Source organism: Nonomuraea sp. JJY05 (assembly GCF_043496855.1).
Classification (GTDB): Bacteria; Actinomycetota; Actinomycetes; order Streptosporangiales; family Streptosporangiaceae; genus Nonomuraea.
Map to the genome: position 1 here is coordinate 1 of NZ_JBIEIS010000030.1, position 12,697 is coordinate 12,697.

Consider the following 12,697-nt stretch of genomic DNA (forward strand, 5'->3'; position numbering starts at 1 on the left):
ATCTCCAAATACAACGCCCGCGGACCCGCCATCGACCGGACCACCTACAAAGCCACCATCAGCATCAACATGATCCCGGCCAGCCCTTGACGCTGCTACCCCAGCCCTAACTGAACGGCGTTGCCCCTAGGGGTACTCGCCGTCGTCGCCGGCCTCGCCTCTTGCGCCCCGTCCACCGGCGGGGCGGCCGGAGCGGCGCCCGAGGTGACCGCGCCGGCGGACGGCGCGGCCTCGACATCGGCGCAGACCGAGGAGGCGACTCCCGAGCCGACCTCCGAATCGGACGAGTGCCGCGTGAGCGTGGCCAGGCCGGGCATCTCCGCGCTCAGGATCCAGACCTCGGCCGTCCGCCGCGACTGCCTGCGCCCGGCGCTGCTGCGCATCCGCGTCATGCGCGCCGTCCCCGGCGACGATCCGGTCGTCAAGAGCGGGGCCACCAGGAAGGACCGCATCACCCTGAAGATGCCCTGCAAGCCGGGCACGTACTACGCGGTCGCCACCGACTACCGGGGCCGCACCGCCAAGTCCAAGGCCGTACAGCTGACCTGCGTGACCCCCACCCCCACCCCCACCCCCACCCCCACCCCCACCCCCACGACGGCGCCGACGGCTTCCGGGAAGGAGGCCATCACCTCCGTCGGTACGGCATTGGAGAAGGAGGTCGTCCGGCTGACCAACGCCGAGCGGGCCAAGGGCGGCTGCGACCCGCTCAAGCACGACGCGCGCCTGCGCAGGGCGGCGTTCGGGCACTCGGCCGACATGGCGAAGAACGACTACTTCGACCACGACTCCCGGGACGGCCGCGACATGGTCGACCGCATTCGTGCGACCGGCTTCACCGGCTCGACCCTGGCCGAGAACATCGCCATGGGGCAGCGGTCGGCGGCCGAGGTGGTCCGGGGCTGGATGAACAGCGACGGCCACCGGCAGAACATCATGAACTGCTCGTACACCCTCATCGGGGTCGGCGCGGCCAAGGACGCGCAGGGGCAGATCTACTGGACGCAGGACTTCGCCGCCGGCTGATCTGTGCGTGCCGCACGACCTGGGCGCCGGTGCGCGGGCCCCGGGCCGCACATCACGATCACGCACCTCGCCACGCTGATCCCGCAGTGCGTCGAGACACCGGCACCGGTCCGGCACAAGCCTCTCTCCGCCACGTACGGCCCCGGCCATGGAACGCCACGACCAGCGGCCCTGCCGCCTCCACGGCAGGCACTCCCCCCAGCAGGTCCACTGTCACGAGGGATTGGTGTCCTCATCGACGCGGTGCAGGTGGCCCTCGAAGGTGGGACGTCGATAGCAGTCGACGGACCAACCCGAAGAGCATCGGCCGGCACCGCGGCGGCCGCTCGGGGGAACGGCCCTCGGGTGGAGCCGTTCGCGCTGGACCAGTGCCACCAGCGGTTCACCAGCCCGGGGGAGCTCATTACGCACGCGGGCGCTCGGCCCTCGGCCCTGGTCGGTGGAGCGGTGGCCGCGGGTTGGGGTATTTGCCCGCTCCTGGCGGCGTACGTGCCGCGTGACATGGGGCTTCGAAGCGGATTCCTTGGTCAAGTCATGGATGAACGGCCGCCCCTTACGGAATCCTTGAGCAGGCGAGAACGCCGCAGCCCGCCATACCCGGCTGCCCCCGAAGCGATCAACGAGTGCGATGGCGGATCCGTGGAACAGCTGGAATACCGAAGGCTCATCAAGGTGCTGGAGCAAGTCGCCGGGGCTCGGGACGGGGAGCTCTATCCGGCGCTGGCCGAGGCTGTGGCCGTCCATCTCGGGTGGGTCGACGCGTTCGTGGCCGAGAACCCCGCGTATCTGGTGCTGGGAAGCGATGGCGAAGAGCAGTACCTCACCATGTTCCGCCCGGACTTCGTGGAGGAGTACGTCGAGCGCTGGCGCTGGAACAATCCGTTCGCCTCGCGCGACGGGGTCGCCCGGCTGACCCGCCACGGTGCGGCGACCCTCGGACAGCTCCGCCTGCGGGCGACCGAGCCGGAGCGGGACTTCGCCGACACATTCCTGCGCCGCAACGGCATCGACGACATGCTGAAGATCGTCATCAGGTCCCGGGCCACGGGCGCGGTCAGCACGCTGGGGGTGCCGTTCGACGGCGATCGGCGCGCCATCGAGCCGGGCGACCTGCTGATGGCGGCCACGCTGGGCCCGTTGCTGAGCCCGTACTTCGACGCGAACGTCGTGCCGGCCTCCGTGCGGGACCTCACCTCGGATGAGCGCGACGTGGCCGAACTGGTGGTGCTCGGGCTGAGCCACCAGCAGGTCGCGCGGCGGCTGAACGTCAGCGAGAGCACGGTCGAGAAGCACCTCACCTGCATCCTCGAGAAGACGGGATGCGGCAGCGTGACCGAGCTGACCGCCTGGTGGAAACGCCGTCCGATGAGCTGACCGGCCTCACCGGTGCCGAGCTCGGGGTGAGCTCGCCGGCCCAAAGCCGTGCTCAACGGGCGCAGCTCTGACCTGACGTGCATCTCGACGGCATCACCGCCCGCATGGCGGCCGCCGCCCGACACGTCACTTGATCCGACATGCCCGTTTCGCACGATGCCGCTGCGGCCGGCCTACGACCAGCGCCCCACCGTACCGGCCCGAAGGTCCGGCGGGCTGAACGCACTGGTCATCGGAGACTGCCTCGCGGTCCTGTCACCGGACCTGGAGCCCGCCGCGTCGGACCGGTGGCGAGCGACTACCCGGCGAGGGTCTCGGCCAGCCATTTGGCCTGGAGGTCGAGGTGGTGGGCCTCGCCGCTCTCGTGACCGTTGAACTCGTAGGCGACGATGTCCTTCGGACCGCCGTATCGGTTGAAGGCGGCGTACACACCCGACGGCGGACAGGTGGTGTCGTGCAGAGCGACGCCGAAGTGCGCCGGGCAGCGCGCCTGGTCCGCCAGCAACGCGACGTCGAAGTACGCGAGCGTCTCGAACGCCCCTTCCACCAGGGAGCGGTGCGTATGACACCACCGGACCAGCTCCGGGTAGGGCCCCGTCGTGGCGACGTGCGCCGAACGGCGGATGTTGCACAGGAAGGGCACGTTGGGCATGGCGGCGGCCACGCCCGGATGCAGTGCGGCGGCCACCAGCGACAGCGCGCCGCCCTGGCTGGTACCCGTGGTGACCAGCGTGGCGGAGGCGCGATGCGAAAGCTCGGCGGCGGCATCCACAGCGCGGACCGCGTCGACGAACAGGCGGCGATAGTAGTAGACGTCCCGGTCCGGCAGGCCGTCGGTGAGGAAGCCCGGCACATGAGGCAGTCCGGACGCGCCCAGGTCGGCGGTGTCGCCGGTCCGCCAGGCGCTGCCCTGGCCGCGCGTGTCCATGATGAGGTGCGGGTAGCCGGACGCCGACCAGAAGAGCAGTTCGTGCGGCAGACCTCGGCCGCCGCCGTAGCCGATGTATTCGACCACCGTCGGCTGCTGCTCGTCGAGGCCACGCGGTACCAGGTACCACGCCTTGATCGGGTGGCCGCCGAATCCGGCGAACGTCACGTCGTAGACGTCCGCCGTACGCAGCGGGGTGTCGCGTACGGGCTCGGCCCGCACGTCGAGCGGGAAGCGCGCGGCCTCTGCCAGGGACGCCTTCCAGAAGTCCGACAGGTCGGCCGGCGCTTGCCGGTCACCCAGATAGGTCTCAAGACCTTCAAAGGGGATATCTGCTAACACCGCGCCCTCCTCGTTGAACTTGCCGCCCGTTGATCGCCATCACCCGGCTCGCCGCGAGGAAACCGTCCAAGATGGCGTCCTCCATCGAGCCGTACGCCCAGCCGCCGTAGCGGCCGCAGGAGAACACGTGGTGCCCGGCCAGCCAGCCGAGCAGCAGGTCCACCGCCGCCTGCCTGGCGTCGTCGAAGACCACGTACGCGTGCTCGACATCGCGTTGTTCGACGAACAGCACGTCGTCGGCCGAGCCGATGGCGCCCATGCGCTCCAGCCCGCTGATCACCGAGGACAGGTCCAGCAGCCCGCTCCGGTCGGCGATCTCCACCCACAGGGCGGCGCAGCCGGGCGGCGCCATCTCCGGCACCGCGTTGGTGAACACCCCCATCCGGTAGAACGGGTATGAGCCTTCGGGCACGTAAACCCAATGCTCGCGCATCATCGTCGGCGCCCGCAGGGCGACGTTGAGGTAGCGCAGGGGGACCGAGCGCAGTTCGCGGCGGGCGGCGGCGATGCGAGGCGGCAAGCCCGGGATGCGGTCGAGCAGGTCGGGCAGCGGAATGGTGGACACCAGCGCCCGCCACCCCAGCCACCCGGGTTCGCTGGTCAGCTTGATCCGGCCGCCCTGAAGGTCGATCTCATCCACGTCGGTGGAAAGGCGCACGCTCAACCGTCCGTGCCCGTTCGCCGCCTCCAGGAGCGCGCGTGGCAGCAGGTCGATGCCGCCTTTGGCCGGATAGAGGAACCGGGTGTTGTACCCCACGCTGTCCTGCCTGATGCCCAGCGCCCCGCCGACCACCTGGGCGGTGCTCGGCGTCGGGAAATAGCCCGACAGCCAGTCGGAGGTCAGTCTGTTGCACGAAAGGCCCCAGAACTTGGTGTAGTACGGCGTGAAGAAATGGTCGGCCAGGGCCTGCCCATACTGGGTGACGACGAAGTCGTCGAAGCTCTCGGGCGGCGGCCTTCGACGGATCAGCCGCCCGGCCCGGGCCCGCAGGAATCCGGCCAGGCAGCGTCTGCGGACCTCTCCCGGCAACCCGTGGATGTTCGCCTGCAGCGGGTAGGGCACCATCGCGTCGTGGATCCAGACTTTCGCCCTGCGGCCGATCTCAACCAGGCCTTCCCCGGCGAGCAGGTCTTGGACCAGGGCGCGCACGGTGGTGTCGCGCAGATGCAGCCAATGGCCGGTGACGTCGAAGGTGAACCCGTCGCGCCGGTGGGTCCTGGCCTTGCCGCCGACCGTCTCCTCGCGCTCGACCAGGGTGACCGCCTTTGACGGCAGCCGCATCGCGGCGGCGAGCCCGGCGAGGCCGGCGCCCAGGACCACAACCGGTTCTGCTGCCCCAGCCGACATGGCGCCCCCTGCTGTCGTCACAGAATCACTCAGACTGTATGACGGCGATCCCCCAAGAAAAAGCAACCCTTTACGAATCCCGGAAACCTGCGGGGTGCCAAGAAGCGGGCCGCCCTATACGACCTGCGCGTATTCGCGGATCACGGCATGACGATCACATGTGCTCCTTTTGCCTGGCCGCCACAAACGCCTTCGCCGCGCTGCGCCTGCTCCCGCCTTGCGCCACCACGTCGTCGTTCTTGAATGGCGGCTCGGCGACGCCAAGGTGAAGTCCGCTCACGAGGAACGAGCCTTGCCAGCTCTTATGCCGACTGCGGGCTCTTCGTCTGCCCGGACACCCCTGAACGGGCTGGTCGGGGCGGAGCCGCCGCAGTTCAGCGGCAACCGCGCATTATCGCCCAAAAGGCTAGAAATCTAGCCATTCGTCAGATTCACCTCGCTAGCCATGACCGTTGCCTCCTCAGGTCGCACACTCATCGTCCTTGATCGGCGGTAGGCTGCTTCGCACATGCAGACCCTGACACTCCACGGACCGTCGCTGATACCTCGTCCACGCACAGGAGACCGCCGAATTCGGATCTTGCCACGTGGCCGGAAAGAAATAAGCCTTCCTCGTCGCAAGATTTTCGCCTATCCTGATCGCGCTGCCGATCCGTCGGTTGTCGCTGTTTATTGCTTTTCCGGACGGCCCATTTCCGCATACCGGCTTTCGGTTCGGGCTGCACTAGGTGATGGAGGCGACCATGGGGGTGGATTCGCCTCGGACCACCGACGCGGTGATCGTGACCCCCGGAATCATGGGCAGCGAACTCGTCGACGTCGAAACGGGCCGTCCCCTCTGGGGCCTGTCGGACCCGCGATGGTATGTGTCGGCCTGGACGTCGGGCACGTCCCTGACCGCCCTCCAGCTCTCCGCCGACGAACGCGATGGCCGCTACGGTCGGGTCCGTGCGACGCGCCTGGTCCGCTTCCCTTCCTTCATCCCGGTTCTGGCGGGCCTCACGCCATACCGTTCTCTGCTCAGGGGTCTCCAGTCCGTCGTCCTGCACCGGGATGCGATAGCCGAGTTCGCCTACGACTGGCGGCTGCCGGTCGCCCACAACGCGAACGTGCTGAGTGAGTTCGCCAAGCGCCATCTCGACGCCTGGCGGACCCACCCGGCCCACGCCGCACTGAGCGGCCCGCCACCGCGGCTCGTTCTGGTCGCGCACTCGATGGGCGGCTTGCTGGCCTGGTTGGCCTGCCAGGACACGGAACTGTCCGCGCTGGTCCGGACGACGGTGACGCTGGGAACGCCGTTCTTCGGGAGTCCCAAGGCCGCCGTGCTTCTCAGCTCGGGCCGGGGCATCCCGCTTCCTCACCGCCGCGCGAGGCAACTCGCGCGCACCCTCCCGGGCATCTACGACCTGCTCCCCGCCTACCGGTGCGTGACCGACGGCGATTCGGCACGACGGCTCACCCTCACCGACGTCACCGACCTGGGCGCCGACCCCGACCTCGCCGCTCGGTCGCTGGCGCTGAGCGAGACCCGCCCGTCCCTCGCACCCGCAGGACATGTGCAGGTCGTCGGCGCCCACCAGCCCACCGTCCAGGCCCTGACGATCGACGGTGGCACGGTGTCGGCCCATCGGTTCACCTACCGCCCGGCCGAGGGCGGTGTGACGCGGGTCGACACCAGCGGGGACGGCACGGTTCCCCGGGAGTCGGCCCAGTTGCCCCCCGGCTCGGCGACACCGCTGGCGCAGTCGCACGGGGCCGTCGCCTCCGCGGCCGAGGCGGTCCTGGTGGTCCAGGACACGCTGCTGGACCGGCGGACCGGCCCGTGGCAAGGCGCCGGCGAGATCGGCCTGGACGCGCCTGACACCGTTGCGGCCGGGCAGACGTTCCGCTTCGGGATCACGGGCGTGGAGCTTCCCACTGACGTCCGCTGCACGGTGATCGACCTGAGCACGGGCCTCCGGGTGGACTCTCCGCCCGTACGACGGCGCGATGGCTTGATCACGGCAGAGGGCCAGCCCCTGCCACCGGGTCTCTTCCAGATCTGCGCTGACGGCGGAGGCGCCTCACCCGTCACCCACATGCTGCTGAGCGCCGACCTCCCCGACGGCGACCGGCCGGACGACCTCGTATGAATCCTCCTGCTGAAGAGAGCGCGGAGCCGGGGCGGACACTGCAGGTGTTCCCTGTGGCGATCGGTCACTACACCGATCCGTCCCTGCCCGACCTGGACGTCGACGCCCAGGTCGGACGGGTGCTGGACCTTCTGGCCCCGTTCGGCGCACGGCATGAGCGCTGGGCGTCGCCTGCCCTCCAGAGGGGTGCGGGCGCGGTCGAGCGGCGGCTGCTGAACTGGTCCCGTCCGCAGGGCGAGGGCGGCGAACCGCACCGCTCGCTGCTGTACTGGGTCGGCCACGGCTGGTCGGACGGCACCCGCGCCGCGCTCGCCCACACCGACAGTCCCGCCACGGTCGCCATGGCGGGGATCACTCCGGAGCAGGTCGCCGACGCGATCCGCGCCCACCAGGCCCTCGTACCCCCGGAGGGAGAGGGCGACGACGGGGGCTGGGTGATGGTGGTCGTCGACACCTGCCGGTCGGCGCGGTTCGTCGAGCTGCTCAACGCCGCCCTGTCCCGGTACGACCCGCCGGAGCGGGTGATGCTGGTGGGGGTGTCGGGCTCGGGATCGACGTCGTTGGGCCGGTTCACCGATGCGCTGCGCACCGTCCTGGTGGACACGTTTCGAGCGAACCAGCGGATCCTGCTGGCCGACTTCGCCCATCAGCTCCCTCGGCTTCTGAACGGTGCCCGGGTCTACCTGCACGGCGCGTACCAGGCCGAGCTGGTGCGTACCGAGCCGCCGGTGGCGTCGTGGATGTCGGCGCCGCTGGACGAGGTCCGCCACCTTGAGGAGATTCTGGAAGAACTGCCTCCGGACGAGCGGCGGCATTTCCTGGTCAAGGCCCAGGGAGCGGAGCACGGGGAGTTGTCCTGGTTCTTCGAGGGCCGCCAGGAGGAGCGGACCCGGATCGTGGACTGGCTTCGGAACGCCGGGTCGGGGATGCTGGTCGTCACCGGCCGTGCCGGGTCCGGCAAGTCCGCGCTGCTGGGTAACGTTCTGGTTCACTCGCGGCCCGAGCTGCGCCAGGCGCTGACCCGCCGCGGTCTGCTGCGTGCTGTCGACGCCGCCGAGCCTCCGCCGGGGTTCGACGTGGTGGTCCATCTCAGCGGGCTGGCTCTGCCCCAGGTGGTCGCGCGCGTGGCCGGCGCCGGGCTCGGCCCGCTGCCCTCGTGGACGGACCCAGGCGCCGGCGTCGCCGTCGATCTGGACTGGCTCACCGACCGGCTGGCCGAACGGTCAGAGCCGTTCACCGTGCTCGTCGACGCTCTGGACGAGGCGGTCGATCCGCTGGAGATCGCCCGCTCCCTCCTCGCCCGGATCGCCGCGCTGCCCAAGGTGCGGGTCCTGGTGGGAACTCGCGCCTCCACGAACGAGGCGCCCGACGCGCCCGTCGTCGACGAGAACCTCCTCGACGCGCTGGACGTCGCTCCCGGCTCCGGCGCGAACGACCGCGTGTGGATCACCCGGGAGCCCGAGGCGATTCACAGGTACGTGCACAGGCGTCTACGCGAGGCGCGCGACCACGGTGTGGCCGGGCTCGCCGTTCCCGGCATGGACCGGGTCACCGACACGGACCTGGAGCGGGTCGCGGCCGCGGTGGCACGCCGTGACCGGCAGTTTCTGTTCGCCCGATTGGCTGTCTACGAGCTGGTCGAGGACCCGTCGCTGATGACCCGGGGCCGCGCCCGGTCGCTGGAGCGGCTGCTCGACGGCAACCATGAGGACCTGTTCGCCAAGGCCGTGGACCGTCTGGCCCGGCTGGACGACCGGTATCCGATCCTGCTGCGGGCGCTCTCCCTGGCCCGAGGCCGCGGCCTGCCCGAGGCGGACGGCGTATGGGCGGCCGTCGCGGCCGCGCTGATCCCGGGGCAGGAATGGCTCGCCGTCGACGATGATGAGGAAGTCTCCGCGGACGGGCGGTCCGGTTGGGCGCCGGCCGTGCACGAACTGCTCGGCCAGGCCGCGGCCTACGTCATCGTCGACGCCCAGACCGCCGACGCGCACGAGGCGGCGAACGGTGCGCCCGACGGCGGGACCGACGCGCAGACGGTCTACCGGTTGGCGCACCGCACCTTCGTCGAGTACTTCGCTCGCGGCGGCGGTCCGGACGACCCGGACGCCAACGGGGCGCGTCCGGCCGCCGACGCCCTGCTGGACGTCGCCGCCCGCATCGCCGCCGTCGATCCGGCCGGGATCCCCGGCTACCTGGCCCGGCACCTTTCCGGGCACGTCGCCGACGCCGACGCCTGGGATGACCTCGCCGAGCATCCGCGGGTGCTGGACGGGCTGGATCCGGTCGCGGTCACCTCGGACGCGCTCCGTTCCTTGTTCGTCCGGCGCCCCGTTCCACCGTCGGTGGCCGGGGTCATCGGCGCCCGCGACGAACTGAGCGACGCTGCCCGGGACGACCGCGCGGGTCTGCGGCAGCTGGCCACCACGACCCACAGTTCCCGGCAACGGGTCGACGAGCCGACGAGCGGCTCGTGGGGCGTCGCGGCGGCCCAGATCGGACACATCACCATGCACGTACGGCTGGCCGGTCACACCGGGCTGGTCAGCCAGGTGTGCGGTCTCGTGCTGCCCGACGGGCGCGCCGCGCTCGCGTCGGCCGGCGACGACGGCACGATCCGGCTCTGGAACCCCGAGAAGGTCAGCCCGATCGGAGCGCCACTCACCGGCCACACCGGCACCATCGAGGACCTCTGCGTGGTCTCCTCGCCCGACGGCCGGGTCATGCTGGCGTCGGCCGGAGCTGACGGAACGGTATGGACCTGGGACCCGGCCACCGGTCGGCGGATCGGCGGACCGTTCACCGGGCACACCGGCCCGGTCTGGGGAGTGTGCGCGCTGCCCACCCCCGAAGTGACCTTGCTGGCCTCGGCCAGCGCTGACGCGACTCTGCGGGTCTGGGACCCGGCCACCGGCCGGCAGATCGGCAACCCCATGACCGGTCACACCGGTCCGCTCACGGGGGTGTGCTCCCTACCCGCCCCCGACGGCTCCGGCAAGACGCTGCTGGCCACGACCGGCTACGACGCGACGATACGGGTGTGGGACCCCACGACGGGCCGGCAGGTCGGCGAACCGCTGACCGGGCACGCCGGACCGGTGCTGAGAGTCGCCGCACTGCCCGCCTCCGACGGCTCCGGACGGACTCTGCTGGCCTCGGTCGGCGCCGACGCTACGGCCCGAATCTGGGACCCGGCCACCGGACGGCAGGCCGGCGAGCCCCTGACCGGGCACACGGGCTCGGTGCGAGCGGTATGCGCGCTGCCCGCCTTGGACGGAAGCGGGGCGATGCTCCTGGTCACGGCCGGTGACGACCGGATGGTGCGAATCTGGGATCCGGCCACCGCACGGCAGATCGGCGCTCCGCTGGTTGGACACACCGGCCCCATCTGGGGGGTGTGCGCGCTGCCGACACAGGACGGACGGACTCTGCTGGCGTCGGCGGGAGGCGATGGGATGGTGCGGGTCTGGGACCCGGCCACCGAGCACTCCGTCGGCCCGGTGTTCGATCCCCCCAGCTCGGTCCGGAGTGTCTGCGCGCTGCCCGCTCAGGACGGTTCAGGACGTTCCTTCCTGGCCTCGGCCGGCGCCCACGGCGCGTTGCAGGTCTGGGACCCGTCCACCGGGCAACCGGTCGGCGAACCCCTGCTGGGGCATTCCGGCGCGGCCAGGGGGATCTGCGCGGTTCCCACCGCGGACGGCAGCGGATCGACCCTGCTGGCCTCGGCCGGATACGACGGGACGGTCCGGGTCTGGGACCCGGCCACCGCCCGGCAGATCGGCGCTCCGCTGGTTGGACACACCGGCCCGATCTGGGGCATCTGCGCGCTGCCGGCACTCGACGCGACCCTGCTGGCCTCGGCCGGCTCCGATGGGACCGTGCGGATCTGGGACCCGGCCACGGGCCGCCAGGTCGGCGCCCCGATCACCGGGCATGTCGGTCCTGCCACGGGGGTGTGCGCCCTCCCCACCGCAGACGGAACGCTCCTGGCCTCCGCTGGAGACGACGGGACGATACGCGTCTGGGACCCGGCCAGCGGGCAGCCGATCGGCGCTCCGATGACCGGGCACGTCGGGCCGGCCATCTGGCTGTGCGCACTCAAGGACGGCTCCGGACGAAGCCTCCTGGCCTCGACCGGAGACGACGGGACAGTGCGCGTCTGGGACCCCTCCACCGGGCGTTTGGCGGCCACCCTGGCGGGACACGCCAGCTCGGTCATCTTCGTGTGCGCCTTCCCGGACCCGGACGACCCCGGACGAAGCCTCGTGGCCTCCGCCGGGGCCGATGCGACCGTGCGGGTCTGGGACCTGGGCACGGGAGGGCAGATCGGCGCCACCCTGATCGGGCACTCCGGCCCCATCCGGGGCCTGTGCTCAGTGCCCGCTCCCGACGGGACCGGGCACGTCTTGCTGGCCTCCGCCGGAGACGACGGAACGGTCCGCGTCTGGGACCCCTCCACCGGGCGGCTCGTCGGCACGCCACTCGGCGGTGCGCCCGAGGCGGCCGTGGCCATCACCCCGTCCCCTGCCCGCGAGACCCGCCAGTTCGTCCTTCACGGCGACAACCTGCTCCGCGTCTGGACCCCCTCCGCCTCCGCCCTGACCGCCGTGCACGGCGTCCGGCGCGTCTCGGCTGTCGCCTCGCTGTCCGGCCCCGGCCACGCGGTCCTGCTGGTCGGCGACGCCGACGGGCGGCTGCACGTAACAGACCCCGCCACCAGGGCGGACCTCCCTCCACCGGTCCAGGTCGACACCGGCGCCGTCCTGGCCATCGAGCCGCTGCCCGGCGCTCCGGCCGTCGTCGCGGTCGGGGGACGCGGCGGCGTCATCACGACCTGGACTGTCCCCGCCGCCGAACCCGCAGGGCCGCCGCTGCACGGCCACGAAGGCCCGGTCCGTGCGCTTCGCCTCGTCCAGCGCGACGGTTCGTCGCCGCTCCTGGCATCGGCGGGCAACGACGGCACGATCCGCCTCTGGGACACCGAGACCTGGACGCGGTGCGGCGAGCCCTTCACCGGTCACGACGGTTGGGTCTGGTCGCTGGCGGCCGTCCCCGGCCGGAGGCCCATGTTGGTCTCCGCGGGCGCGGACCACACCGTCAGGCGCTGGGACCCGCTCGGCCGGCACCAGATCGGGGAGCCGCTGGCCGGGCACACCGACCAGGTCCGCGCCGTCACCGTCGCCACGAGCGGCGACGGCCGGAGCCTGCTGGTCTCCGGCGGCCTGGACGGAGCTGTTCGTCTCTGGCGACCCACGACCGGCGAACTCGTGCACACCATCCCGATCGGCATCCCCGTCTACGCCCTGTTCCAGCAGACGCCCGACGAACGTGATCGCGAACGCACCGCCGACGGCGCTACCGTCACCGTCGGCCTCCGCACGGGCGTCCTCGCTCTGGACCTTCACGAAGCGCTTTTCGGGACTTAAGCAGGCCAAACCCAAAAGTAATCTCGAAATGAAGACCCATTTGTGGAATGCGCTGTCCGATCAAGGACAACGCACTGCCCAGACAGTGGTTACCTCTCTACGATGGGAGGACCAAGGCAGTCAT

Annotated in this window: 6 protein-coding genes; 4 read left to right on the forward strand and 2 right to left on the reverse strand. The window is 71.0% G+C overall.

From position 1 onward, the window contains the following. The first annotated feature begins 120 nt into the window (after window positions 1-120). Window positions 121-1,026 (forward strand): CAP domain-containing protein, encoded by a 906-nt coding sequence (locus ACFKCF_RS38320; protein WP_394500202.1) that lies wholly within the window; start codon window positions 121-123, stop codon window positions 1,024-1,026. A gap of 639 nt (window positions 1,027-1,665) precedes the next feature. Continuing rightward, window positions 1,666-2,400 (forward strand): response regulator transcription factor, encoded by a 735-nt coding sequence (locus ACFKCF_RS38325; RefSeq protein WP_394500203.1) that lies wholly within the window; start codon window positions 1,666-1,668, stop codon window positions 2,398-2,400. Between the two features lie 298 nt (window positions 2,401-2,698). Here ACFKCF_RS38325 and ACFKCF_RS38330 read toward each other — a convergent pair whose 3' ends face one another. Both ACFKCF_RS38330 and ACFKCF_RS38335 read right to left on the reverse strand, forming a co-directional pair. After that, window positions 2,699-3,670, reverse strand: coding sequence for an acetylxylan esterase (locus tag ACFKCF_RS38330; RefSeq protein WP_394500204.1), 972 nt, complete (start codon window positions 3,668-3,670; stop codon window positions 2,699-2,701). Then, complete coding sequence (locus ACFKCF_RS38335; RefSeq protein ID WP_394500205.1) at window positions 3,648-5,018, reverse strand: protoporphyrinogen/coproporphyrinogen oxidase; 1,371 nt, start codon at window positions 5,016-5,018, stop codon at window positions 3,648-3,650. Before ACFKCF_RS38335 ends, ACFKCF_RS38330 begins: the two co-directional genes overlap by 23 nt. A 743-nt stretch (window positions 5,019-5,761) precedes the next feature. Here ACFKCF_RS38335 and ACFKCF_RS38340 point away from each other — a divergent pair. Together ACFKCF_RS38340 and ACFKCF_RS38345 are read left to right on the forward strand one after the other, a co-directional pair. After that, complete coding sequence (locus ACFKCF_RS38340) at window positions 5,762-7,150, forward strand: hypothetical protein (RefSeq protein ID WP_394500206.1); 1,389 nt, start codon at window positions 5,762-5,764, stop codon at window positions 7,148-7,150. Between the two features lie 53 nt (window positions 7,151-7,203). Continuing rightward, window positions 7,204-12,573 (forward strand): hypothetical protein, encoded by a 5,370-nt coding sequence (locus tag ACFKCF_RS38345; protein WP_394500207.1) that lies wholly within the window; start codon window positions 7,204-7,206, stop codon window positions 12,571-12,573. The last annotated feature ends 124 nt before the right edge of the window (window positions 12,574-12,697 follow it).

What these genes read in the sequence shown, in the direction of transcription:
- ACFKCF_RS38335 (WP_394500205.1), bottom strand. Translation starts at nt 5,018, where the DNA reads ATGTCGGCTGGGGCAGCAGAACCGGTTGTGGTCCTGGGCGCCGGCCTC.
- ACFKCF_RS38340 (WP_394500206.1), top strand. Translation starts at nt 5,762, where the DNA reads ATGGGGGTGGATTCGCCTCGGACCACCGACGCGGTGATCGTGACCCCC.